This is a genomic window from Undibacterium sp. Tian12W (genome assembly GCF_049339405.1).
Lineage (GTDB): Bacteria > Pseudomonadota > Gammaproteobacteria > Burkholderiales > Burkholderiaceae_D > Undibacterium.
Genome location: NZ_JBMPPK010000026.1, coordinates 19,656 through 45,856 on the forward strand (window position 1 = coordinate 19,656; position 26,201 = coordinate 45,856).

At 49.5% G+C, this 26,201-nt stretch carries 15 protein-coding genes; 7 read left to right on the top strand and 8 right to left on the bottom strand.

The features are described 5' to 3' along the window. The first annotated feature begins 1,794 nt into the window (after positions 1–1,794). The 5 genes from ACO0LI_RS26315 (at position 1,795) to ACO0LI_RS26335 (ending at position 13,698) form a co-directional block, all read left to right on the top strand. A complete protein-coding gene (locus tag ACO0LI_RS26315; protein ID WP_423036386.1) occupies positions 1,795–11,202 on the top strand; it encodes a putative Ig domain-containing protein in 9,408 nt (3,135 codons plus the stop codon). A gap of 177 nt (positions 11,203–11,379) precedes the next feature. After that, positions 11,380–11,796: a DUF2946 domain-containing protein gene (locus ACO0LI_RS26320; RefSeq protein WP_423036388.1), complete on the top strand. Its 417-nt coding sequence runs from the start codon at positions 11,380–11,382 to the stop codon at positions 11,794–11,796. 113 nt (positions 11,797–11,909) lie between these two features. Further along, on the top strand, positions 11,910–12,485 hold the full coding sequence (locus tag ACO0LI_RS26325; RefSeq protein WP_423036390.1) for an SCO family protein: 576 nt from the start codon (positions 11,910–11,912) through the stop codon (positions 12,483–12,485). A gap of 22 nt (positions 12,486–12,507) precedes the next feature. After that, complete coding sequence (locus ACO0LI_RS26330) at positions 12,508–12,957, top strand: copper chaperone PCu(A)C (RefSeq protein ID WP_422952998.1); 450 nt, start codon at positions 12,508–12,510, stop codon at positions 12,955–12,957. Positions 12,958–13,167: 210 nt separating this feature from the next. Then, complete coding sequence (locus ACO0LI_RS26335; RefSeq protein WP_423036392.1) at positions 13,168–13,698, top strand: YcnI family protein; 531 nt, start codon at positions 13,168–13,170, stop codon at positions 13,696–13,698. Between the two features lie 63 nt (positions 13,699–13,761). Here ACO0LI_RS26335 and ACO0LI_RS26340 read toward each other — a convergent pair whose 3' ends face one another. From ACO0LI_RS26340 to ACO0LI_RS26360, 5 genes are all read right to left on the bottom strand, one after another. Beyond that, complete coding sequence (locus tag ACO0LI_RS26340; RefSeq protein WP_423036394.1) at positions 13,762–14,673, bottom strand: alpha/beta fold hydrolase; 912 nt, start codon at positions 14,671–14,673, stop codon at positions 13,762–13,764. 38 nt (positions 14,674–14,711) lie between these two features. Then, complete coding sequence (locus ACO0LI_RS26345; RefSeq protein ID WP_422953517.1) at positions 14,712–14,903, bottom strand: helix-turn-helix transcriptional regulator; 192 nt, start codon at positions 14,901–14,903, stop codon at positions 14,712–14,714. Beyond that, positions 14,900–15,292 (bottom strand): hypothetical protein, encoded by a 393-nt coding sequence (locus ACO0LI_RS26350; RefSeq protein ID WP_423036396.1) that lies wholly within the window; start codon positions 15,290–15,292, stop codon positions 14,900–14,902. Before ACO0LI_RS26350 ends, ACO0LI_RS26345 begins: the two co-directional genes overlap by 4 nt. A gap of 310 nt (positions 15,293–15,602) precedes the next feature. Continuing rightward, complete coding sequence (locus ACO0LI_RS26355) at positions 15,603–16,022, bottom strand: organic hydroperoxide resistance protein (protein ID WP_110257224.1); 420 nt, start codon at positions 16,020–16,022, stop codon at positions 15,603–15,605. 271 nt (positions 16,023–16,293) lie between these two features. Continuing rightward, positions 16,294–16,746, bottom strand: a complete 453-nt coding sequence (locus ACO0LI_RS26360) for a MarR family winged helix-turn-helix transcriptional regulator (RefSeq protein WP_162042109.1) — start codon at positions 16,744–16,746, stop codon at positions 16,294–16,296. A 180-nt stretch (positions 16,747–16,926) separates the two neighbouring features. Between ACO0LI_RS26360 and pyrF the strand changes: the two genes are divergently transcribed. Beyond that, positions 16,927–17,748 carry an orotidine-5'-phosphate decarboxylase gene (pyrF, locus tag ACO0LI_RS26365; RefSeq protein WP_423036398.1) on the top strand — a complete coding sequence of 274 codons (822 nt, stop codon included), beginning with the start codon at positions 16,927–16,929 and terminating at the stop codon, positions 17,746–17,748. A 6-nt stretch (positions 17,749–17,754) separates the two neighbouring features. Here the strand turns inward: pyrF and ACO0LI_RS26370 are convergent, their stop codons facing one another. Together ACO0LI_RS26370 and ACO0LI_RS26375 are read right to left on the bottom strand one after the other, a co-directional pair. After that, entirely contained in the window at positions 17,755–18,516 is a 762-nt protein-coding gene (locus ACO0LI_RS26370) for a substrate-binding periplasmic protein (protein WP_423036400.1), read from the bottom strand. Between the two features lie 171 nt (positions 18,517–18,687). After that, positions 18,688–19,767 (bottom strand): porin, encoded by a 1,080-nt coding sequence (locus ACO0LI_RS26375; RefSeq protein ID WP_423036402.1) that lies wholly within the window; start codon positions 19,765–19,767, stop codon positions 18,688–18,690. Positions 19,768–20,573: 806 nt separating this feature from the next. On the opposite strand from ACO0LI_RS26375, the gene ACO0LI_RS26380 reads away from it, so the two are divergent. Then, a complete protein-coding gene (locus ACO0LI_RS26380; RefSeq protein WP_423036404.1) occupies positions 20,574–22,232 on the top strand; it encodes a methyl-accepting chemotaxis protein in 1,659 nt (552 codons plus the stop codon). Between the two features lie 103 nt (positions 22,233–22,335). Here the strand turns inward: ACO0LI_RS26380 and ACO0LI_RS26385 are convergent, their stop codons facing one another. Next, positions 22,336–25,977 carry a hydantoinase B/oxoprolinase family protein gene (locus ACO0LI_RS26385; RefSeq protein WP_423036406.1) on the bottom strand — a complete coding sequence of 1,214 codons (3,642 nt, stop codon included), beginning with the start codon at positions 25,975–25,977 and terminating at the stop codon, positions 22,336–22,338. Between the last annotated feature and the right edge of the window lie 224 nt (positions 25,978–26,201).

A 26,201-nucleotide genomic window follows, 5' to 3' on the forward strand; every position in this document is an offset into this window, starting at 1 on the left:
GTTGAGCATCTTTCAAATACAAAAACAGGATTTAGCGGCACTTTGTTTAAGTGCAAAAAAGATGACCCTGAGCGTGGACTCGTAGCAGGGGAATTGGTTATAAGTTTTCGCTCTACAGAGTTTGCTGACGATGCTGTTCGTGACAACAAAGAAACTAATACTTTAGAAGTTAAAAAGTTTGGCTGGGCTTTTGGCCAGATCAGTGACATGAAAAACTGGGTCGATGGTCTTTATAAGGATGGGAAAATACCCTCAGGTCAACCTTTGGACGTTACAGGATATAGCCTAGGTGGGCATCTTGCTGCTGCATTTAATCAATTGTATCCTGCAGCGATTCATGAAACTTATACCTTCAATGCCGCTGGGGCTGGCATAGTGAAAAATGGATCTCTAGCTGACGTCATAAATAATTTTGATCGCCAAAGAGTGAATGCTGATGGGCAGCAAATTATTTTTGGTGATGGGCCGTCAAATGTTGTGTTCCAAGAATTAAGGAAAAAATTTAATGGTGGCATTGCGCCTACATTAAGTGATATCGAGAAGGTAGAGGCACTGGGGCTGAATATTAGTGTCAAAGAAAGCTCCATGCTTATAACTGCCTTAAAGCGTGTTAAGTCTATTTTTGATGAGATTGACTACATTAAAGGCATATCTAATTCAGGGTCTCCACCTTTGCAAATTGATGCCACTAATATTGAGGCAACGAAGCTGGATTACCAAATGGCGGTACTTTTGGCAGGTGAAAATACTTCGAGTGTCTACTCAGACCCAGTTACTGGTAGTTGGGCAGCGTTTAGAGGGCGTCACATCGCGCCTGGTGGAAGAATTCCTGGATTCTATGATTTGTTTGGAGCGAATAAGCCTTCTGCAGTGGCAAATTCTCAATACCATTTTGGATTGGAAACGCCAATTACGATTGAAAATCAACCGCTATTTCGCGGATCTTATGTTGCCAACGCGTTGAATGAATCAACATGGAATGTTGATCTTAAGTTGATTGTAAATGACTTTGACAAGAATGACTTTGGTGACACACATAGCCTCGTTCTGATTGTTGATTCTCTCAACGTCCAGGCTACTTTTGCAAAATTAGATGACAAATTTGACGAGGAAAAGTTTAGCGCGATATTTCAAGCTGCCTCGTACCGAGATTCGCAAACGGCGATAGGCACACAAGGACTTGCTGAAGGTGATGTGCTTGAGAATTTGGTTAACGCGCTGGCGGACACCTTAGGATTAGGTTGGAAAGATAGTGATCGACTGAAAGGAAATTTGAATGGAGGAACTTGGGCTATTTTTGATCAGGAACAGGAATCTGAAGGATACTCTAGCCGGACAATATTCTATGAGAAATTAAAAATAGTTCAGGATTTGCTCAATAATGATGCACTTAAGCGTAATATAAACATCGAAACCACAACGGCAAATAGTTATCGCGAAGCTAAAGAAGATTTTGGTGTATTGCTTAGTTTGCTCTATTTGACTCCATTCACTATAAAGGTGAAAGAGAACGGAGATGCAACGAATTACCTTAGATCTTTACACGCATCAGATCAGATAGGTGAAAAATGGGAAGCTGATCGCACACTGACGGAAAAAGATCGTGCGGCAGGCAAGGCCAATTTTAGCGACGAGTATTTGAAAGACCGCCTAGCACTTTTAAATGCAATCATTTGCCAAAACAAAAAAAACGTAGATTCAGAGACTGTCATTGATGACACTCTTGCTGATGATCACGTCTATACATTTCTCTATTTTGGTGGGGTTCCGCGTCAAGGTGAGATATTAACTTCATTGAAGAAACTCACTGTAAAAAATGAAACAGGTGAAAATAAAAAAACACAATTTACGGTTTTTGGAGACGATACAAACAATATCATAGACGGTACTGACAATTTCATTGGAGATCATCTTTATGGAGGTAAAGGTAACGACACTATTAACGGTGGTAAAGGCGATGACCTTCTCGAAGGAAACGAAGATAACGACCAACTCACTGGTGGCGAAGGTGATGATATCTTACGCGGGGGTAAGGGCGATGACACATATTTATTCGACGGCAATTATGGCAAGGACACCATTTTCGATAGTGATGAAGGTGGTGCTGTTCAAATAGGTAGCGGTGTACTGACTGGCGGCAAAAAACTTGCTAAAAATGTCTGGAAAGGTACTGATTCCAATAACGTCACTTACCTGTATACCCTACTCGATGATGGATCTGGCGGTAAAGATTTGTATATCAAAAAAGAAGGTAGCGATGGCAGCAACAGTATTACTATCAAAAAGTGGGAAAACAAGCATCTTGGTATAAATCTCGAAGAACCGGAGAAGGAAACAGAGCCAGGTTTTGAGCTTGTCTTGCGCGGTGATACCGATGTTGTGAAAAATGATTTTTTGATTGCCTATAAAGAGTCTGTACACATAATCGGCGGAGCTGGCGATGATCATTTGATGAGTAGCATGGCCTCACAACTGTCATTAACATGGGGCATGGGGAAAAATGACTGGCTCGAAGGCAATGACGGGGATGATACGTTGGTTAGTGGTTGGGGAGATGATACTCTTGATGGTGGTGCTGGCAACGATTACCTGAATGCTGGAGATTATGCCCAAGATCGTGAAGGTGATACGGGAGAGTTTGTACATACCAGCGGTAGTGACAATAACGTGGTTAATGGTGGTAGTGGTAACGACTGGATTGCGGCTGGAAAAGGGAACGATTTACTTAATGGTGACGAAGGGGACGATATCATTGTCGGTGGTTGCGGCAAAGACACTATCAATGGTGGCGATGGCGATGATTGGATATTTGCTGTTGGTGGCTTTATTACTGTGCTGGGATTTGGAGTCAAATACGCAGGACTCAAAGACTATCTGGATTGGGACTTTAAATTTCCAATTGAAGACAGGGTATTGCAAATGGATTCAAATCCTAATTGGGATGTGCCGAAAAAATTATTTTCATATCGAGACGAGGATACGGGTAAACCAAATTATTCAAGTTATATTGGAAGCACCAATAGAATTTATATTACAGGAAAAACGGATTATTCAGAAATTGCGCTACACACAATCAGCCGGAATATTGGCGGAAATGTAAGCGACGATTCGAATTCATTACATTCAGACCCGGATATCATTGATGTCGGCAGTATTACTGACGGTGGCGCTGGCAATGACAAAATACTTGCCTCTCTTGGGAGCGACACGGTAAGCGGTGGCGAAGGCGATGATTATATCTGGGGCCGTGGCGGTGCAGACGTATTGAATGGTAATGAAGGTAAAGATGTTATCTACGGAGATAGCTCTCCTGCGCATTATGTTGGCCTTGTTGGCAGTACGATGGATGTTTGGAAAGTTAAGGCGTCCTTGCATGCTGCTGATTTGATCGACGGCGGTAAAGGTAACGATATTTTGTTTGGCCAGGGCGGTGCAGACACTGTCCTGGGTGGCGAAGGTGATGATGATATCTATGGTGATGACGTCTATGACAATCTGACTCCGCTCAGCGTGCATGGTAATGACTCGCTTGACGGCGGTGATGGTAATGACACGCTCACTGGTGGCGGTCGTGACGACAGGCTCGATGGCGGCAAAGGTGATGATGTCTTGTGGGGAGATGGCTACGTCGATGGTAAAAAAATACTCGACGCAGACTTGCATGGATCAGATTATCTGGACGGTGGTGAAGGTAATGACACTCTCGTCGGCGGTGGTCGTTCAGATACCTTGTATGGTGGCACTGGCAATGATCAGATGTACGGTGATGACGCTTTCATCAATATGGACAAGCTGGGCAGCAATTATGGCAATGACTACCTTGATGGTCAGGCTGGTGACGACATTGTGGATGGTGGTGGCGGCAATGACACCGTGATTGGTGGTGACGGCGATGATGTGCTGTACGGCGACAACGGCAGTGAAAGTGTAGAAGTCAACAGCCAGGGCGATGACTTGCTGATAGGTGGCAAAGGTAATGACGACATTAAAGGTGATGCCGGTGCTGATACGCTGGATGGCGGCCTTGGTGTTGATGTTCTCAAAGGTGGTGCTGGTGCAGATACCTATCGTTTCAATATAGGTGATTCACAAGCCATACAAAATATGACTGATGGCATAGACGACAGTGCTGGCGGTAACGAAATAGAATTTGGTGCAGGCATAGGCGAAATGGACTTGAAAGTCACTGAATCAGGCTCAGGTGACATGATACTGCACTACTCTCAAAGTGATGCCATCGTCATCAAGGGCGGTATGAGTGGCACTATATCAACGTACAAGTTTGTCGATGGTCATACGATCACGAACCAGCAATTACTTGAGGCTAATCATCCTGGTGGTATGGATGTTGAGTCAAATACAGAAAGTGATACCGTTGTTGGTGGTTTTGGAAATGACCATATTACTGCCAATGGTGGCAAATCTACTGTCACAGGCGGCACAGGTGACGATAAAATCACAGGCCGCAACGGTAATAATACCTATATCTTCAAAAAAGGTGACGGTGCGGATGACATCAATGATGCAGGCCTCAGTTCGACTAGTCAAACAGTCATCGGTGGTAACCGCATAGTCATGGGCGCAGGCATCGCTGCAAAAGATATCCGCCTGACGACATCTGGCGGTTCTTTGCAATTGAACCTGGAGTCTGGTGATTCGATCAAATTGTCTGCTACTGATATCCAGAACCTGCAAGCCAGCCACGCGCTTGATACAGTCGTGTTTGCTGACAACAGCAGCGTCACATATGCTGATTTGCTCGCCAAAGGTGTTGAAGTCAGGCAGGCAACGACAATCAATGGCGTGAGTGTTTTGCAAGGTACTTCTGTCGATGACCGTATCTATGGCACGTCTGGCAATGACAGGATGCTGGCTGGTGCAGGCAATGACATCATGTACGGTGGCGAGGCCGATACCATGGATGGTGGCACGGGTGATGATACTTACTACATCAGCCAATCTAACAGTACGGTTGTCAATGTCCTCATCAATGATGTCAGTGGCAGTTCAACTTTGAAGTTGGGTGCCGGTTTTAGCAATACTGATTTTAGTCTCGCACCCGCGGTGAATCCAAAAGACCTGGTATTCAAGAGCGGCAACAACACTATCACCATACAAAATGGTGTCGCCAATCTGGGTAATATCGACAGTATCAGTTTTAGCAACGGCGTGATCTTGAATAAAGACGCCATTGCCAAACTGAGCGCCCCCGTCGCTATTGACGGCACGCCCGGCAACGATAAGCTCACCACTGGCGATGGCAGTACCCGCATCCATGGCTATGCGGGTGATGACAGTATTACTGGTGGTGTTGGCAATGACCTGTTCTTTGGCGATGCCGGTAACGACACATTGCTAGGTGGTGATGGCAATGACCGTTTGTTTGGCGGTGAAGATGATGACCGCATCGTCGGTGGTGCAGGCAATAATGTGCTCGGTGGTGATGACGGCAATGACATTCTCATTGATGGTGCTGGCACAGGCGTATTGATGGGCGGCTATGGCGATGATACCTATCAGGGCGGTGCTGGTAACGATACTCTGGTGGATGACTTTGGCAGTGATACCTATGTATTCAACATCGGCGATGGCAAGGACACAATTGCCGATGGTACTTACAGTGAACATGACAGTAATTCTGTTGATGTTATCCGCTTTGGCGAAGGCATCAATGCCAGCGACCTGCATGTCAGCCTCAGCGAAAGTGGCACAGACCTGATCATTGCTTATGGTAATGGTGATCAGATCACCATACTTGGTGGTGCGGATGGTGCAATCGAGACCTATGAGTTTGATAATGGCCAGGTGTTGACGCATGCTGATGTATTGGCTACCAGGGCAGAAGTGCAAATCCTGAACGGTAACAACGACAATAATTTACTGTTGGGCGCCAGAGGTAACGATCAGCTCAGTGGCTACGGTGGCGATGACACGCTGAATGGCGCTGGTGGCAATGATACCTTGCAAGGTGGTTCTGGCAATGACACCTATATCTACAAGGCAGGCGATGGTGTGGATACCATTATCGATGCAGAAGGCAATAACACCATCAGTTTTGCTGCCGGAGCACAGATGTCAGATTTGCGCGGGCATTTTGTAAAAAATGACCAGGGCAGTTTCCTGCAGGTGCAGATTGGTAGTAACGGCGACCAGATTTTGCTCAAAGATGGTTTGAAACTTGCCAACACTTCTTATAAATTTGCCGATGGCAGCGTGCTCAAGCATGGCCAGTTCATGGATTTGTTGTATGCAGATTCTTTGAATTTGATCGGCTCGGCTGCCAGTGAAACACTATATGGTGGCAAAGGCAGTGATGTCATCGATGGTGGTGCTGGCAATGACATACTCATAGGCGGACATGGTATGGATACCTATCTGCTGGGCCGTGGCAATGGACAAGACATCATTACCGAGATCGCAGGCGAAGCCAATCTGGTCAGCCTGGCGACGGGGGTTGAACTGGCTGATCTTGCTGTACAGCGTCAGGGCGACAATTTGTATATCGGTATTAACGGTAGCGGAGATGGCTTGACCGTCAATAATTATTTTGCTACCGGCATGAACTGGAATATCAAAACTGCTGCAGGTGGCGTTGCTGCGGTCAGTAGTTTGATTACCGCAACATCGCTTACACCTAATACTGGCAGTGCGCAAAACATTGAGGGTTACCGAAACAATTTTATGCGCGCCCATGAGAAATATATGGCAGCAGCACAAAGCGCAGGCGGAATCAGCTCAGATAATTACATGGATGGTGACATAAGAGTCATCGCGAAGAAAACCACGAGCGTATCTGCGATTACCACGACCAAAACCGTTTCAGACGCCGCAGAAATTATGGCACTTGACCCGGCAGTCAATGTACAGACATCTGTGTTGTCTGATCAGACGGTGAGCTATACCGTCAAGACGACAGACTCAAGCTCGGTAAGTAGCAATGCCGCCTTTGTACGCAGGATAGATTTAGATGAGTTGGCCAAGACTGGTGGTGGGATTACTAGTCCACCAAATAGTACCGTGTCGGTTTATGTCGATAAGATAGACCCGGCAACTGGCAAGGTAACGAAAGAGCTAAGCCATTTTGATCAGTATCAGAATCTGCAATCTGTGAATGTCAATAAGACCAGCTCGACTGCAACCACTCTTAATGAACGGCATCTTGAAACCACGACCAAAATTGCTTTGAGTGTGGAGGATATGCGTGCAGGTGCATCTGATAACCATATTTTGTATGCACAGGCAGTCAATGGTTTGTATGCCACTGGTTATCAAATCATAGACGCAGGTGATGGCGACGACTTTGTTGACAGTGGCATGGGACAATTCTCTGCTGCTTATGAGCTGGTAGACTGGACCTTTAACAGCGGTCGCAAAAAGACAGATGCATTTAATGCTACCAGGTCAGAGGTTGATGCCGTCTTTTATGCGAATGATAATGGCGCATCCGGCAGCTTTGTTTATGGTGGTGCTGGCAACGACACCATTGTAGGTACATATGGCAGGGATGAAATTATTGGCGGTGCAGGCAATGATTTCATGAATGGTGGTGCTCAGGGCGATTGGTATCGTTTGTCTGGCGGTGATGAAGGTTGGGATGTGATCTATGATTCTGGTGTATCGCAATCAAGCAGATTCGGTTTCCCAGCTGAGGATTTCTTCTGGATTGATATCGACCAAAGCACACTGCCACAAGATAGCGTCATATTTGAAGCTGGCATCAAACGCTCTGATTTGACGTTCTCGTGGGGCAGGTTTGAGGCAGAGACGACACATCAGACCCTGAATATTTCCTGGGGCGAAGGCAAGGGCGTGCGTGTCGTCTTGGCCAACGAACAGGATGCGACAGGCTTTGGTGTCGAAGTGTTTGAATTTGCTGATGGTAGTAAATTGACTCTGGACCAAATGATTTCACTTGCGCCAGCGCGACCAATCCTGGGTGCGAATAATGCCCCAAATGGAGTAGGATCCATTTCCCAGCAAAAAGTGGCTGAGAACAAGGTCTTCAGCTTCACTTTACCTGGTGGCCTCTTCAGTGACCCTGATGCTGGCGATATCCTGACCTACAGTCTCAGTCTGTCCAATGGCGACGCCTTGCCTGCCTGGCTCAAGTTTGATCAGAAGACCGGCAAGCTGAGCGGAACACCAGGACATGAAAACATAGGATCACTTTCCATACGCATTACCGCCAAAGACGAAGGTCAACTGACGGCAAGCCTGGACTTTAGTTTGAGCGTGACAGCAGTTGAGGCGGTCAATACCGCACCGGAGGTTAAAGCCAGCCTGGCAGATCAGGCGCTGACTGAGAAGAAAGCCTTTAGCCTGGTTATACCAGATACGCTCTTTGTTGATGCAGACAAAGATGACGTGCTGACTTACAGTGTGACACTGGCAGACGGCAAGGCATTACCGACCTGGCTGAGCTTTGATGCAACGACCAGGACGTTGAGCGGTACCCCTGACCATGCTGCCGTCGGTGATATGGCCTTGTCTGTTTCCGTCAAAGACAAAGGTGGTTTGACAGCTAAAACGGCGTTGAATTTACATGTGGCAGACTATGTCGCACCAAACACAGCACCAGTTGCAGCAAAGACTCTGGCAGACCAAAGCCTGACAGAAAAAGCCGCCTTTAGCTTTGCGGTACCTACAGGCACCTTCACCGATGCCGACGCAGGTGATGTGCTGACTTACAGTGTGACACTGGCAGACGGCAAGGCTTTACCTGCCTGGCTGAGTTTCAATGCTGCGACCAGGACATTGAGCGGTACACCTGACCATGCTGCTGTCGGCGATTTGGTACTGTCTGTTTCGGTCAAAGACAAAGGTGGTCTGACAGCTAAAACGGCCTTGAATTTGCATGTGGCAGACTATGTCGCACCAAACACAGCACCAGTTGCAGCAAAGACTCTGGCAGACCAAAGCCTGACAGAAAAAGCCGCCTTTAGCTTTGCGGTACCGGCAGGCACCTTCACTGATGCTGACGCAGGTGATGTGCTGACTTACAGTGTGACACTGGCAGATGGCAAGGCCTTACCGACCTGGCTGAGCTTTGATGCAGCCACCAGGACGTTGAGCGGTACACCTGACCATGCTGCTGTCGGTGATCTGTCCTTGTCAGTCTCTGTCAAAGACAAAGGTGGTTTGACAGCTAAAACCGCGCTGAATTTGCATGTGGCTGATTATGTCGCAACAAACACAGCACCGGTCGCTGCCAAAACCTTCGCAGACCAGAGCCTTACAGAAAAAGCCGCCTTCAGCTTTGCGGTACCGGCAGGCACCTTCACTGATGCCGATGCAGGTGATGTATTGACCTACAGCGCCACACTGGCCAATGGCAGCCCGTTATCAACCTGGCTGACATTTGATGCTGCGACCAAGACGCTGAGTGGTACACCTGATCATGCTGCTGTCGGTGATCTGGCGGTCACTATCCAGGCTAAGGACAAAGGCGGTCTGACAGCAACAAACAAATTGGTCTTGCACGTAGCAGGTGCGACAGCAAGTGGCCTGACCGGCACCGATGCAGCAGACGTACTCACGGGTACAGCCGCAGCCGATGTCATGAATGGTGGTGCCGGTGCTGATACCCTCAGCGGTGGCGCAGGCAACGACAGCCTCACAGGCGGTACTGGCAATGACGTCCTCAATGGTGATGCCGGTGATGACCAGTACTACTATGCCCAGGGAGATGGCCTCGACTTCATCACCGATACATCCGGTGTTGACAGCCTCAACTTTGGCAGTGGCTTAAGTCTCGACAACCTGATCGGCTCGGTCGGCACGGTCGGCAACAAAAAGTTTGCCCAGATCCGCGCCATCACCGCAGAAGGTGATGCCAGCCAGGGCATAGACTTTGAAGTCACCGTCGATGCCCAGGGCAAGGTTATTTCGCCTATAGAGAAATTCATCCTCTCAGACGGCAAACAAGTCAGCTGGGATGACCTCCTCGTCAAACAAGTCACCGTCAATGGCGGCAACGCTGCTGATGTTGTCCGTGGTGGCCGTAACGACGATACCATCTTTGGTGTGGATGGTAATGACACGCTGTATGGTGGCTACGGCAACGACAAGCTCGATGGTGGCAATGGCGATGACGTCGCTTACGGCGGTGTCGGCAATGACCGTCTGTACGGCCAGAGTGGTAACGACACCCTGTATGGTGAAGATGGTGACGACCTGCTTGATGGCAGCAGCGGCAACGACACTCTTGACGGCGGCAATGGCAACGACACCCTTGACGGTGGCGATGGCATCGACATCCTGTATGGCCGTGCTGGTGACGACAAACTCACCGGCAGCAATGGCAATGACATGCTCGATGGTGGTGACGGCAACGACACCCTTGATGGCGGTGATCAGGACGACACCCTGTACGGTGGCAATGGCGACGACACCATCAGCGCAGGTTATGGCAATGACTACGTCAATGGCGGCAACGGCATAGACACCATCACCCTCGCCAACGGCAATGACGTCGCCCAGGGCGGTGCAGGCAATGATGTCATCACCGGCGACTATGGCAACAAGCTGGTTGATGGCGGCGATGGTGATGATGTGATCACCATGAACGTCGGCAACCACTGGTATGCCGGTGGCAAAGGCAATGACACCATAGACCCAGGTCAGGGCCTCAATGTATTTGCCTTCAACCGTGGTGACGGTGCCGACATCTACAAAAACAACAAGGTCAATGGCAATACGATCTCTCTGGGCAAAGGCATCAAATATGCTGATCTCTCACTGAGCAAGGCAGGCATGGATCTGGTGCTTAACCTTGGCCAGGGCGACAGCATCACTCTCAAGGACTGGTACACCAACCAGGGCTTGCGTGGTGTAGATCGTCTGCAATTCATCACCGAAGGTGGTGATTATGATGCCGCATCAACTGACAAGACCAAAAACAGCAAAGTCGAAGTATTTGACTTTAGCAAACTGGTCCAGAAGTTTGATGCCAGCCTGGCAGCTACACCAAGCCTGAACCAGTGGGCAGTCATGAGCTCTATGCTCGATGCGCATCTGTATGGATCGAACACAGTTGCCATTGGCGGTGACCTCAGTTACCAGTATGGTTTGAACGGCAACCTGACCGGCATCGGTTTGAGTGTCGTGCAGACCAGCCTGGCAGCCAATGACTTTAACAATAACAAGGGCCAGACTTTACACACCAGGCCTCAACTGGAAACGGGGGCTTTGTTGTTGATGTGAGTTTGATCTGTATTTGATCTATGCCTGATCTGAAACTTGTTTTGAACAAGTGCTAATGAGCAGGACGGGAGGGCTGGTTTCGCGACTAGCCCTTTTTGTTTTTTGTGCAAGCGCAAACTTGCGATTCATTTATCTGCATATTTTTTTGATTGATGCAGGTTTTGTTATAATCTGCCCATGCGCATTTCTTCCTCATTCCGGCACCTGACGATATGGCTTGCATGTCTTGCCTTGTTGTTCAATGGTTTGCTGCCAGCAATGGCTGGCGGGATGGGGGCGGGCGTGCCTGTTATCGTCGCACCTGGGGTGGTCGAGGTTTGTAGTGTTGAGGGTGTCAAACTGGTTGATGCCGTGACGGGCAAGCTGATCAAACTGGTTGCGGGCAAGTCTGCGCAAGACAAGCAGCATATGGCGGCGCATTGTGCCTATTGTGTGCCGCATGCAGGTCATGATTTTATGCTGCCTGGCGCTTTGTCCAGCCCGCCAGAGGGCAAGTTGGCAGCGGCAGCGCCTTTGTTGTTTTATCAATCTCCCCACGTTTTATTCATCTGGACGGCTGCGCAGCCGCGTGGCCCGCCTCTCCATCTGGTTTGATTCTCTCTGCTGTTTTACCCCTCGCTCACTGGTGTTGTTCGTGAGCAGGTAAGACGATATCAATCCATCATCTCATTATGATTAATGGCGATGAATGAAGAAAAGAAATCAACATGAAACGTCGTTCTGTACTGACGCTGCTGGGCAGCATGTCTTTGCTGGCTTGTAGCCGCACGCCTGTAACTTTTACCGGCATTGATATTACGGGTGCCAATTATGCCAATGATTTTCATCTGCGCGGGCACGATGGCAAGGACTACAGCCTTGCCAGTTTCAAGGGTAAGCATCTGCTGATATTCTTTGGTTTTACCCAGTGCCCTGATATTTGCCCAACAGCCCTGAGCCGTGCGGTGCATATACGCAAATTGCTGGCAGACAAGGCTGAGCAATTGCAGGTGATATTCATTACCATAGATCCGGAAAGAGATACCCCTGAATTGCTGGCACAATACATGAAAGCATTTGACCCCAGCTTTTTGGGCCTGTATGGCGACATGAAAGAGACGCAGGAAGCGGCAGCAGCCTTCAAGGTGTTTTACCAGAAGGTGCCCGGCGGCAGCTCTTATACCATGGACCATACCGCAATCAGCTATGTGTTTGATGACAAAGGCAAGATACGCCTGGCATTGAAGCACGAACAAACCGCAGAGCAATGTGCAGCAGATTTGCGCGCACTGATGACTGCCTGAACTACATTAAAGGAAAAACACGATGAACAAAATCAATCAAATCATGATGGCGGTAGCTACTACTGTAATTGCAATCTCTGCACAGGCACAGGTCACAGTCAGTGATGCCTGGGTGCGTGCGACTGTTGCGCAGCAAAAGGCGACAGGTGCTTTCATGCAGATCAAGTCCGTCAAAGATGCACGTCTGCTGGAAGTGCGCTCGCCGGTCGCAGGTGTGGCAGAACTCCATAAAATGGAAATGACCGACAATATGATGAAGATGCGCCCCGTCGATGGCCTGGACCTGCCTGCAGGCAAGCTGGTGGAACTCAAACCCGGTTCTTACCACATCATGCTGCTGGATTTGAAGGCACAGGTCAAGGAAGGGGATATGGTGCCTGTGACCCTGGTCGTCGAGGGCAAGGACAAGAAGCGTGAAACTCTGGAGATCAAGGCTATCGCCAAGCCCCTGAATCAGGCAACGCAGCATTGATGGAGGCAATATGAGTATAAGCAGAAGAGCAGGACGTAACAGTTTTATCCAACTGCTGCAGTGCTTTAATGTTGCGGCAATCTGCGCGCTGGCAGTGTGGCATGCCTATGCATTTTATTTGCATCAGGCCATGTCGCGCGTAGCCAGACCAGCCGTGATAGAGTTTTTGCCATTGCCTGCACATCAGCAAACTACCCCGAGGATAATCACATGAAAAAATTTATGTTTATCAGCATGTTCACCGCAAGCAGCCTGCTGGCACAGGCTGCTCATGCCCATGTCACACTGGAGCAGGCTACTGCCGCCGCAGGCGCCTACCATAAGCTGACATTCAAAATCGGCCATGGTTGTGAAGGCAGTGCCACTAATGCGGTCAAAGTCAGCATTCCTGAAAACGTCAGCGGTGCCAAACCCATGCCCAAGGCGGGTTGGAAAATCGATACCAGTATACAAGTGCTCAGCGTGCCTTATAACTCGCACGGCAAGACCATTAGCCAGGATGTGCGTGAAGTAAGCTGGACAGGCGGCCCCTTGCCTGATGCTTATTACGATGAGTTTTCGATACAGGTGAAATTGCCAGAGAAAGCAGGCAAGGTGTATTTCAAGGTCACGCAGTTATGTGAAAAAGGCAGGCTGGACTGGGTGGAAATCCCGGCAGATGGCCAGACTGCCAAGGGCTTGAAAACGCCAGCGCCAGTGTTGGAAGTGCTGGAAAAAGCAGAGACCGGGCATCATCACTAAGCTGTTTTCATTGCAAAAAAATCCCTTACACAAAAAATGTAAGGGATTTTTTATGAGGGCAGCTTATTCAACTGTTTTCAAAAAATTGCTGATCGCTTCATTAAATGCCTGTGGTTGATCAAACATCGTGAAATGGCGGGCATTATTGATGGCAATGACTTGCAGTTTCGGCGCGCCTTGCAACAAGGATTGGTAATAGGCATTCTTTGCTTCCAGACTGATATTGCGGTTCGCAAAATCTGCTGTGTAGTATGGTGATATTTCCAGTAAAGGCACGAGGACTTTTGCCATGTCCTTGCGCAAATCCATACTGACGATTTCACTCACATAGTCTGCGGTGGCAGCTGGGTAGCTCTTGCCAGTGTGTACCGCCAGTTTTTGCGCGAGCTGTTCATCGATTACGCCGATGGTGCGCATGTATTGCAATTGTCTGGCAGCGAAAATTTCCGGGGTTTGCGCTGTCATCTGTGTTTTGAAACGCGCTGCCAGAGCCGGGCGCTGGTCTGCCGGTGTGTGCTCTGTGCCAGGGAACACTGGCAAACCATCTACTGCAATCACCCCACGGATTACATCACTGTGTTGCTGGGCAAACCAGATCGCCAGTGTGCCGCCCATGCTGTGGCCCAGCAATACTGGCTTGTCGAGTTTTTGCTGCTGTATCAATTCCAGCAGGGATGTTTTGGCTTTCTCAAGCAGTGGGCCTTCCGTCGCAGGCTGGCCATCAAATCCTGCAAGCGTGACGACATACAGAGTGTGATTCTTTTCCAGTTGTTTAACGGTGTCTTGCCATACCCAGGCACCGCTGGCAAGACCAGGTATAAGTACGATAGACGTGCCTTGCTTGCCGTGGCGTTCTACATGCAGGCTGCCGACCTGGAATTGATTGTCCATGTCCGCAGCATGAGACGGTAGAGCACTGCCAAACAGGCAGGTGGCGCTGACAAGAAATGCTGAGATGTAGTGTTTGATATGCATGATGGTCTCTTGAATTTGTGTTTTATAACCAGTTTTTTTTATTCAGCTTGAAAGATGGTTTCTATCGCTTGCCCGAATAGTTTTGCGATGCTGAAAGCCAGTGGCAGGCTGGGGTCATAGCGCCCGGTTTCTATGGCATTTACAGTCTGCCGCGATACTTCCAGCAGATCTGCCAACTGCGCCTGGCTCCATTCGCGCTGGGTGCGTAATTCCCTGACGATGTTTTTCATGATGACTTTTCTTTCCAGTTACGCAGACAAGTAATAGCACCCCATGAACCCATGATCAAAGACCAGGTCGCAAACATGCTGAGTTTAGGGAAGCCTGTAATTTCCATGAATCCATAACTAAGGGAAAAGGCGGCTGTGAAGGCGGCTGCCATACCCAGGTTCTCAAGCGACCAGATGCGTACATATTCGTCCATGCGCTGGAATTGCCGCACAATGGCCCACACCATCAGCAAGGCAGGCAGGATAGGGCTGGCAATTAACAGACTGCGTAGTGGCCCGGCGGGCACTGAGTCTGCGTAGATACTGCTGGCAAATACAAGCAGGCAATAGATGCCCAGTGCAGCAAACAGCTCGCGAAAATAAAGGGACCTGGCTTGTTTCTCACGCATCGTGTTCTCCTGTTATAGATCGTATTTTGTAAGTAAAGTTTGCTTTACATGGGTGGGCAAAAAAAATGCCTTTGTATCCAGGCTTGCTCAACTAAGTCGCCTGTTTACGCGATTTGGGCTGACGGTTTATATATCTGGATGTAAAGCATGCTTGTCATCATATATCAAAAATTAAGCATGTCAAGCACGCTTTACATCGGTTTGAAATTTAAGCTGGAAAATGAAAAAGGCTTGCAGAAGAATATTTCTGCAAGCCTTGTTTCTGGTTCCTGATCTCATGCAGGCCTTGCGGCCCAGACGATCTATGAAATTACAGGATGTTCAGAGTTACTTCGATATTGCCGCGTGTTGCATTGGAATATGGGCAAACTTCATGTGCCTTGTGTACCAACGCTTCTGCTTCTGCGCGGTCCATGCCAGGCAGGCTGACATTCAAAGTCACAGCGAGACCAAAGCCGCCTTTACCATTTGGGCCTATGCCAACCAGGCCATTGATGGAAACATCTGCTGGCAGGGCGATTTTGCCGGCGGCGGCAACAAATTTCATCGCGCCGATAAAGCAGGCGGAATAACCGGCAGCAAACAATTGCTCAGGATTAGTGCCTTCGCCACCTGCGCCACCCAATTCTTTTGGGGTCGTCAGTTTGACGGAAAGTTGATTGTCGCTGGAAACGGCACGGCCATCACGACCGCCAGTTGCTGTTGCATTTGCTGTGTAAAGTACTTGCATGATGAACTCCTGATGTAATTTGCTGGGTTATTTGGGGTTTGCTGCGTTTGTTTCCTGGTTTTTTCTTACGACTACTGAGTCGATGGATGAACTATAGCTAACAATTTAATTGTGTGCAATCTAAATTGCGATTGTTTTTTTCTATCATCGCGATAGCATGCGAATAACAGCTTAGTACAAACGAAGAAAAATATTAAGAATTTTTCAACTGATGGGTTTGGTCGCCATAACTTGAAAACTCAAGGATTTAATAACTCAAGGATTTAATAACTCAAGGATTCAGTAACTCATTACGCAAATCACTAAGCTGGCTGCGCAATTCCATCAGCGTCTCTTTGCTTTGCCCACTGGCACAGAGGATTTTTTGCGGGATATCAAGGGCGGCATTGCGCAATTCCCTGCCTGATGGCGTCAGGGTGATCCTGACCTGGCGTTCATCAGTCTCATCGCGATGCCTTTGCAGCATGCCATTGGCTTCCAGGCGTTTCAGCAAGGGTGTCAGCGTGCCAGAATCCAGGAACAGGGCATGGCCTATGTCTTTGACCAGCACATCATCCTGCTCCCACAAGACCAGCATGACCAGGTATTGCGGATAGGTCAGGCCCAGGGCATCAAGCATGGGCTTGTAGGCCTTGGTCAGCGCCAGGGAGGACGAATACAGGGCAAAGCAAAATTGGTTTTCCAGTGCCAGCATATTGATCGGTGTTTCTGCGGGTGTTTTCATTTTGGCACTCTGGCAAATTCGTGAATGGATGATATGCAGGCATGATAAACAGTTTTTGCCAGTAATGCGGCACTTCTGCAAAGTCCGGGGTATCGTCTTTTGCGCAGTCTGGCAAGTCGCACAAGGTATAATGTCGGCCATTGCGCGTGCGCCGCCACGCCCCACTGTAAGAGGTAAACCGTGACTTTCATAGAAAAACTTTCCGCTGCCTGGACAGCCAATAATTCCCTGCTGTGCGTAGGCCTGGACCCTGATGTCAGCCGCTTCCCTGCAGAGCTGACGGGTAAGCCGGATTCTATTTATGCATTCTGTAAAACCGTCGTTGATGCGACTGCTGACCTGGCTTGCTCCTTTAAACCACAGATTGCCTATTTTGCCGCCCTGCGTGCAGAAGACCAGCTCGAAGAAATCTGCTCTTACATCAAGACTACTTATCCAAATATCCCGGTGATACTTGATGCCAAGCGTGGCGACATCGGCGCAACAGCAGAGCAATATGCACGCGAAGCTTTTGAGCGCTATGACGCCGATGCAGTCACAGTCAATCCGTATATGGGTTTTGATTCAGTCGCACCTTACCTGGAATGGAAAGACCGCGGCGCCATCGTGCTGTGCCGCACTTCCAATGCAGGTGGCTCTGACCTGCAATTTCTCGATGTCGGTGGCAAGCCGCTGTATCAACATGTGGCGCAACTGGTGGCGGATAAATGGAATACCAATGGCCAATGCGCGCTGGTGGTTGGTGCTACCTTCCCAAGAGAACTCGCGCAGGTGCGTTCGGTGATAGGCGACCTGCCTTTATTGGTGCCGGGCATAGGTGCTCAGGGCGGTGATATTGCCGCGACTGTACAGGCTGGCAAAACCGCAAATGGCACAGGCATGATGATCAATTCTTCACGCGCCATTTTGTATGCCCAGCCAGCAGCTGGTGAAAGTGCTGCTGATGCTGTTCGCCGCGTAGCGCTGGAAACACGTGACGCCATCAACCTGCATCGCCAATAAAAAGCCTTACCGGGGTGTCACGACATCCCGGTATTTTTTGTATATCAAATCGTAGTAGCCATTCTGTTTGAGTTGTTTCAGCACCTGATCAAGCTCGTCCCTTAATGGTTCAAGATGCGCCCTTTTTGCAAAGCCAAAAAAAGTTTCCTGTTCCTGCACGACAGGGTAGAGCACCTTGAAATCATTCAACAGCCCCATCTTCTTCATTTCATGTATCGCCCCCGCATGGTTGCTGATGAGGATGTCGAAGCGTTGTGCCAGCGCCATTCTGATAGCGCTGGTCTGGTCGCTGGCGAGTTCCACATTCAGAACGCCACTGTTGATAAATTCGTCAAATCTGCTGCCATAGCTGATACCCCTGACTGCGCCAAACCGGTAAGGGGCGAGACGCGATAGCTCTCCGTCAAAATTGATATTGCTGTCATTCCTGGCCCACAGGCTGATAGTGAGCTGCAAGACTGCTTCATTGCTGTAGATGATGTATTTCTCACGTTCAGGGGTCTTGAAGACGGTGAAGATGCCGTCTGCCTCGCCACTCCTGACCATCTCCAGGCTACGCCGCATCGGGTAGATATTGATGCTGACCTGATGGCCCATGAGGCGAAAAGCCTCCTTGACGATATCGACGGCAATACCCTTGACCTCACCTTGTTCCACATATTCATAAGGCGGGTAATGCAGGCTGGCAAGTTTGAATGTGGCAGCAAAACTGGTAGAGCAGGAAAGTGCCAACAGGATAGCCAGCAAGGGGGAAATAAAGGTTTGCATCTTGTTGCCTCTTTCAGATGCCGTACTCATCAGTTGGCAATGAGCATGTACATGTAGTGCATGCCCATTGCCTGCCGCAAAATCAATTCACGATGCTGCCTGATGATGTGCGCTGATTTTGCATTTTTAGTTGCGTTCTTAGTTGCGTTCTTAGTTGCATTATTATCTGCATTAAAAACTATGACGTATGCCAACATGCAGGGCACTGTCACCAGAACCGGCTTCAATCGCGCTGCCTACTGTATAGCCAGCACCATTCTTGTTGTCTATCTTTGCATAGGCTGCATACAGATCCGTTCGCTTGGACAATGAATAGATATAGGCCACTGCCAACTGGCTGGCATCCTGGTTCTTGACCGTCTTGTCATCTTTGCGGATATACGATGCCAGTATTTTGTTGTTACCAAATGGCACGGTCACACCGAGCAAAAAGTCTGTGGAATCTGTCGATGCCGTTGGTGCAATCAGGCTGCCGAATGGATTGGCAGTATTGCGCAACGGTGAGCTGTTAAGACCCTTGTTGACACCGTATGCCAGATGCGCTTTTGCCACGCCAAAATCATAAGTCGCAGCCAGCAAAGTGGTTTTGCCATCATCGGTATTCTTCAATGTGGCTGTGTCGTTATTGCGGTTGTGGTAACCAAGGCGTACAGCAAATGGGCCAGAGGTATAGGCAATCGCGGCGCCAAGCTGGCGACCGGCAGAAGTGTCACCAGCGGTTTCACCGAAGCCATAAGCCAGTTCACCAGTCAGGCCATCAAAAGATGGTGTCACGTATTTCAGGGTATTGTCCATGCGGCTGGAGCCGGCACCAGAGTTAGGCATGATATTGGCAGCGTCACCCGCAAAACCGGTGACAAAAGGATCGGCAAAAGCCAGCGTCAAATATTCTGGGGTATATTGGCGACCAGCAGTCAGCGTACCAAAGTCACCCTTGACACCGACATAGGCCTGACGACCAAACATCAGGCCGCCCTGGCCCAGTGAACCTGTATCGACATTGATGCCGCTTTCGAGCAGGAAGAAGGCAGACATACCGCCACCGAGATCTTCAGTACCCTTGAAACCCAGGCGCGAGCCAGAACCTATGCCGCTGGTCAGTTTGCTGACCGAGCCAGCGCTGCCGCCTCTTTCTAATGCGATGCCGGTATCGACAATGCCGTAAATGGTGACGGATGATTGTGCCATGGCAGATCCGGCGAATGCGCTGATCGCGCCAAATAGGGCCAAAGCGAGGTAAGTCTTTTTCATTTGGTTCTCTCAAAAAATAAATAAGGAAACTAAGCCGCTGCTAAAAGAATCGCCTTTGCTGTCTAGCTTTGCTGCATTGATGCATGCGGCAGGCATGCAGGCCGTCTGTTGTGCAAGCGATAAGGTCGATTACCGGCTGTCTTTGCTGCGGTGCAGCCGATAATTTATTATCGATGAAAAATATGATGTTTACATATAAGTTATTTATAAAACGTCGATAAAAAACTAATGATGCGTTGTTAAAAAGTTGAAATTACTATCTGGGAAATATTTTGATTCCCACGTGGACGCGGATTGCTGGGTAAAAGAGGTGGCGGAAATATAAGTTTGTTGACCAGTTCAACAATCATATTTTTTCACTGGCACAGGCATGCGCTGGCAACCAAGGGACAGTCCGGTGATTGGCGTCCGCAATTTCACTACTTGCCCGCCAGGAAAAATAGCTGTGGGCAACTTAACGGCGGTCGTGTGAGTTGCGTCAGCGAGCGTGATCTGGTTTGCCTTATGCAAATGACTCGCGATCAATGCGATGCAGGGCATGACGAATGTGATTGAGTTCTCTCTAAACGTGTTGGATTGCCTGCAAGTAAAAAATAAGCAATGAAGTTTATTTTTATGAATAATTAAATAAAAATGTTTAACATTGAAATTAAAAATATCTGAACTATTCTGACATGGTCGGATTTGTTTTCTTACCGCCACTATTCCTCTGAGCTTGCGACTGCCCCGATACCCCAACTTGAATTTCCCGTGATGTAAACAGCTTTACTCTTTCGCCAATCTAAAGCACAGAGCAGGAGCATACTATGAGTATCCGAAGCAAATTGATGATAACTTTTGCGGCGCTGGCTGCGGTTGTGCTGATCGTTGCTGGCCTGTCTTTAAACTCGCTCGCCAATGCAGACCGGCAGTTCAGTAGTTATGTCCATGGCCTGATGGCGCGTGGCAGCGTCGCTGAAAAATTCAGGCGTGCTGTTGATGAGCGAGCAGTTGCCGTTCGGAATTTGGCGCTGGTGACAAAACCTGCCGATTTCGACATCGAAAAGGCAGTAGTCACGAGTGCACATCAGCGTGTGCAGACCCATTTGGCCAAACTCAAGGCTATGCTTGCACAAGCTTCTGATGTGAGTGAAAAGGGCCGCGCCATGGTGGCCGAGATGGATAGGCTGGAGACCGCTTATACGCCGGTTGCGCTGGATATCGTCAAAATGGCGCTGGAAAATAAACGCGAGGCAGCCATCACTAAAATGAACGAAGAATGCCGCCCATTGCTTGCAGCCATCGTCAAAGTATCCAACGATTACTCAGAAGTCGTTCAGGTTCGTTCCGAGGAACTTGTAAAAACGGCTGAGGATACGTATGCCGCCAGACGCAATTTGCTCATTTCCCTGTGCGTGTTAGCGGTTGGGTTTGCCATTGCCGCTGGCGCGCTGGTCACTCGCTCCATCACTCGTCCCGTAGATCAGGCTTTGCGTCTGGCAACTCGTGTGGCTGACGGTGATTTGACTGCAAGCGCAGACGGGCGGGGCAATGATGAGGTGGCTGCGCTGTTGCGGGCCCTGGGGGGTATGATAGGGAACTTACAAGGTATAGTTTCCAGGGTGCGTGCCAGTAGCGACAGTATTGCTTCTGAATCAGCCCAGATCGCTACGGAAAACTCGAATCTCAGTCAACGTACTGAATTGCAGTCACGCTCGCTTGAACATGCGGCGGACACCATGGCACAACTTGACGATAACATCCAAAAAAATGCCAACAGTGCGACACAGGCACATCAACTGGCCCAAGGCGCTTCCAAAGTTGCTGCCGATGGCGGTGTCGTCGTCGGGGAAGTGATCGAGACGATGCGGGATATCAACGAAAGTTCACGCAAGATTGGCGAAATTACCAGCGTTATTGACGGCATTGCTTTTCAGACCAATATCCTTGCGTTAAACGCCGCTGTAGAGGCTGCAAGAGCCGGTGAGCAAGGCCGCGGCTTTGCCGTTGTCGCTTCTGAGGTGCGTAATTTGGCGCAGCGATGTGCCGCTGCTGCCAAGGAAATCAAAACGCTTATCGATCTTAGTGTTGACCAGGTTTCCAGAGGGTCGGCATTGGTGGACCGTGCCGGTAAAAGGATGGAAGACATCGTGGAGTCGATTGAACGGGTATGCAATGTAGTCACAGAAATTACCGAGGCTACAGTGGCGCAGGGTGTCGGCGTACACAAGATAGGGACTATCGTAACGCAAATGCGTGAGAGCACCCAGAGCAATGCCGTACTGGTCGAGCAAAGTGCCGTTGCGACGGTTAGCCTTAAATCACAGGCAGACCAGTTGGTTGAGGCGATGGAGGTGTTCAAATTATCGACACCGAAGTCAGGCACCGGGGTAAAGGCATTTACACCAGTTGTTGATATCAACAGCAAAACATCATCAGGCGCAGTGCCAGTCGTCGATCATGTATATAAACTTTCTTTGCGCTAGCGAGAATTCAGATATGCTCTAATTGTAAAAAAGGCCAGTGATGACAAGTCACTGGCCTTTTTATTCTTCTCTTACTCTTGAGTTAGCATGATGATGGGCAGTATTACGCTTTACCGTAGCCACCGCCACCCGGGGTCTCGATAATAAAGATTTCTCCTGCCTGCATTTCGGTACTGGCGACAAAGCCTAATTCTTCCATGCTGCCGTCATTCCTGATAACATAGTTCTTACCGCAGGCACCTGCTGCACCGCCCGCCGCACCAAAAGGCGCATAGACGCGGTTATTCGACAGGATGGAGGCCGTCATGTTTTCCAGGAAGCGTATCTTGCGCACGCCGCCATTACCACCATGCCAGCGGCCTGCACCGCCCGAATCTGGCTTGATTTCATAGCTCTCCAGCCTGACGGGGTAGCGCCATTCCAGTATCTCTGGATCAGTCAGGCGTGAATTCGTCATGTGGGTTTGCACGACATCCGTACCATTGAAACCTTCACCCGCACCAGAGCCACCAGAGATGGTTTCATAGTATTGATAATCATCATTACCAAAGGTGAAGTTATTCATGGTGCCCGGTGAAGATGCGACCACGCCCAGCGCACCATATAGCGCATTGGTGATGCAGCTTGAGGTTTCCACATTACCTGACACTACCGCCGCCGGATAGCGTGGATTGAGCATCGAGCCTTCAGGGATGATGACTTTCAACGGCTTCAGGCAACCGGCATTGAGCGGGATGTCGTCGTCTATCAAGGTCCTGAACACATATAAAACCGCGGCCATGCAAATCGCGCTCGGTGCATTGAAATTGTTATTCAGTTGCGGCGAGGTGCCGGTGAAATCCACTTCTGCAGAACGTGATGCATGATCTACGCGAATCGCAACCTTGATGATGGCACCATTGTCGAGTTTGTATTCATAGCTGCTGTCTTGTAATGCGGTGATGACACGTCTTACAGCCTCTTCAGCATTGTCCTGTACATGGCCCATATAAGCTTGTACGACATCCAGGCCATAGTGCTGCACCATCTTCAGTAATTCATCGACGCCTTTCTGGTTGGCGGCGATCTGGGCCTGGAAGTCAGCCAGGTTTTGATGGATATTGCGGCAAGGGTATTTGCCGGAAGAGAGCAGGGCTATGGTTTCTTTTTCCAACAACTTGCCCGCGCTGACCAGTTTGAAATTGTTGATCAATACACCTTCTTCTTCGACTACCGTGCTGTCTGCCGGCATGGAGCCAGGTGTGATGCCACCTATGTCAGCGTGGTGACCGCGTGAGCCTACATAGAACAAGACTTCGGTGCCTTCTGCATTGAAGGCAGGCGTGATGACTGTAACGTCAGGCAGGTGGGTACCGCCGTTATACGGGTCATTGAGCATATACACGTCACCCGGCTGCATGCTGCCTGCATTGGCGCGGATGATGGTCTTGATACTGTCGCCCATGGAGCCCAGATGCACAGGGATATGCGGCGCATTCGCAATCAGGTTACCTTCTGCATCAAACAGGGCGCAAGAGAAATCCAGGCGCTCCTTGATGTTGACCGAGAAGGCCGTGTTTTGCAGGCGCAAGCCCATTTGCTCGGCGATGCTCATGAAGAGATTGTTGAACACTTCCAGCATGACCGGGTCAGCCTTGGTTCCTATGGCCTGGCGTTTAGGGCGTGCTTCCAGGCGAGTGAATACCAGGTGATTCAGCGCCGTCACTTCTGCTCCCCAGCCTGGTTCTATGATGTTAGTGGCATTTTTTTCTGCAATGATAGCCGGGCCCTTGATCTTGTCACCAGGGCGCATGTCATCACGGTCATACAAGCCAGTGTCATGCCATTGTCCACCAGAGAACAACTGGACGACTTCCACTGGTTGCAAGGCCTGATTGTTTTCTCGTGGTGGCAGGTATTCGACGCTTTCATTGCCTTCACCAGAGCTACCTATGGCTTCGACAGAAATCGCTTCGATGACGAGCTGCTTATTGGACATCAGGAAGGAATAACGTTTTTTGTAGGCAGATTCAAACTGCTCAATCATGCTGGCAATATCCTGCATGGCCACCACGATGACAGAGTCGGTACCTTCATAGCGCAAGTGCACACGTTGCTTGACGCTCAGGTTTTCTGATGCAACACCCTGGCTCAGCAAATCATTGCTGGCTGCATCGGACAAGCGTGCCAGTTCTTTTTCCAGCGCGGGTATTGAGGTAGGGGCAAGTGGCAATTCCATTGCCAGTTCGCGCATGGCAGTTTGGTCTGCCAGGCCCATGCCATAGGCAGACAAGACACCTGAGAACGGGTGGGCAAATACTTTAGTCATACCCAGTGCATCTGCCACCAGGCAGGCATGCTGGCCACCTGCGCCACCAAAGGTGGTCAGGGTATAGTCAGTCACATCATGGCCACGCTGCACCGAGATAAATTTAATCGCATTGGCCATATTGCCAACGGCAATTTCAATAAAGCCTTCTGCCACTTCTTCCGGCGATTTGCGTATGCCCGTGGCTTTTTCTATCTCCGCTGCCATGGCTGTAAATTTTTCTACAACGGCATCACGATCCAGCGACATGTCGGCTTTGGGACCAAACACTTTAGGGAAATAAGTTGGCTGGATTTTACCGAGCATGACATTACAGTCAGTCACTGCCAACTGCCCACCGCGCCGGTAGCTGGTGGGGCCAGGGTTGGCGCCTGCACTGTCAGGGCCTACGCGGTAACGGGTACCGTCAAAATGCAGGATGGAACCACCACCGGCAGCAACAGTATGTATGCTCATCATCGGCGCCCGCATCCTGACACCGGCGACTTGAGTTTCAAACTCACGCTCAAACTCACCAGCGTAATGGGAGACGTCAGTCGATGTACCACCCATGTCAAAGCCAATGATCTTGTCAAAGCCCGCAGTCTGGGCTGTGCGCACCATGCCGACGATGCCGCCTGCCGGGCCTGACAAAATAGAGTCCTTGCCCTGAAAGCGGTGCGCATCTGTCAGGCCGCCATTGCTTTGCATGAAGAACAGACGCACGCCATCCATCTTGCTGGCAACCTGATCAACATAGCGGCGCAGGATAGGGGACAAATAAGCATCCACTACCGTCGTGTCACCGCGCGAAATCAGCTTCATCATTGGGCTGACCTGATTCGAAATCGAAATCTGGGTAAAGCCTGCTTCAGCAGCGAGTTTGCCTATGATGTCTTCATGCTGGGTATGTCTATAGCCATGCATGAGAACGATCGCCAATGCGCGGTAGCCATCTTTATATAAAGCAGCGAGTTCTTTTTTGACTGCAGCTTCATCCAGGGCTTGCAAGACATTGCCATGCGCATCGATGCGTTCATCAACTTCCACGACCTTTTCATACAAGAGTTCTGGCAAGACGATATGGCGGTCAAACAGACGGGGGCGGTTTTGATACGCAATGCGCAGGGCATCGCGAAAGCCTTTGGTGATCATGAGCGCAGTCGGGTCACCTTTGCGTTCGAGCAGGGCATTGGTGGCAACGGTGGTGCCCATCTTGACGGCAGACACCAGCTCAGGTGAGATATTCTGATCTGCTGTCAAGCCCAGCAAGCCTTGTATACCTGCAACAGCTGCATCTTTATATTGTTCAGGATTTTCTGACAGCAGTTTATGGGTCAGTAATTTGCCATCCGGGCGGCGTGCCACGATATCAGTAAACGTACCACCTCTATCTATCCAGAATTGCCAGCGTTGATCTTCAACGAAGTCATTGTGTGCCTGTTTCTGTTCGTTCATTTTGCAACCACCTTTCATAAAGAGATGTTGCCGTTTCTTCGGCAAAGTCTTATCCCGGTCTGGAGCCATCTCTGTCCGTGCCTGCAAACTTTGTGTCAAAAATCAGACAAATATTTGTTTGCGCTGCATGCCCGGAAATATCAAGAGTAATGGATATCCAATATTAAAAAAGCAAAAAAGTTCACTGTTCTTGTGCATCGCCGCTACAGCGTGGTGCAGTTCTT

Excerpts from the sequence above, each read along its gene's own strand:
- ACO0LI_RS26380 (WP_423036404.1), top strand. The coding sequence starts at position 20,574 with ATGAGTATCCGAAGCAAATTGATGATAACTTTTGCGGCGCTGGCTGCG.
- ACO0LI_RS26325 (WP_423036390.1), top strand. The coding sequence starts at position 11,910 with ATGAAACGTCGTTCTGTACTGACGCTGCTGGGCAGCATGTCTTTGCTG.
- ACO0LI_RS26320 (WP_423036388.1), top strand. The coding sequence starts at position 11,380 with ATGCGCATTTCTTCCTCATTCCGGCACCTGACGATATGGCTTGCATGT.
- ACO0LI_RS26350 (WP_423036396.1), bottom strand. The coding sequence starts at position 15,292 with ATGCGTGAGAAACAAGCCAGGTCCCTTTATTTTCGCGAGCTGTTTGCT.
- ACO0LI_RS26340 (WP_423036394.1), bottom strand. The coding sequence starts at position 14,673 with ATGCATATCAAACACTACATCTCAGCATTTCTTGTCAGCGCCACCTGC.
- ACO0LI_RS26355 (WP_110257224.1), bottom strand. The coding sequence starts at position 16,022 with ATGCAAGTACTTTACACAGCAAATGCAACAGCAACTGGCGGTCGTGAT.
- ACO0LI_RS26335 (WP_423036392.1), top strand. The coding sequence starts at position 13,168 with ATGAAAAAATTTATGTTTATCAGCATGTTCACCGCAAGCAGCCTGCTG.
- ACO0LI_RS26345 (WP_422953517.1), bottom strand. The coding sequence starts at position 14,903 with ATGAAAAACATCGTCAGGGAATTACGCACCCAGCGCGAATGGAGCCAG.
- ACO0LI_RS26375 (WP_423036402.1), bottom strand. The coding sequence starts at position 19,767 with ATGAAAAAGACTTACCTCGCTTTGGCCCTATTTGGCGCGATCAGCGCA.
- ACO0LI_RS26370 (WP_423036400.1), bottom strand. The coding sequence starts at position 18,516 with ATGCAAACCTTTATTTCCCCCTTGCTGGCTATCCTGTTGGCACTTTCC.
- ACO0LI_RS26330 (WP_422952998.1), top strand. The coding sequence starts at position 12,508 with ATGAACAAAATCAATCAAATCATGATGGCGGTAGCTACTACTGTAATT.
- ACO0LI_RS26360 (WP_162042109.1), bottom strand. The coding sequence starts at position 16,746 with ATGAAAACACCCGCAGAAACACCGATCAATATGCTGGCACTGGAAAAC.
- ACO0LI_RS26385 (WP_423036406.1), bottom strand. The coding sequence starts at position 25,977 with ATGAACGAACAGAAACAGGCACACAATGACTTCGTTGAAGATCAACGC.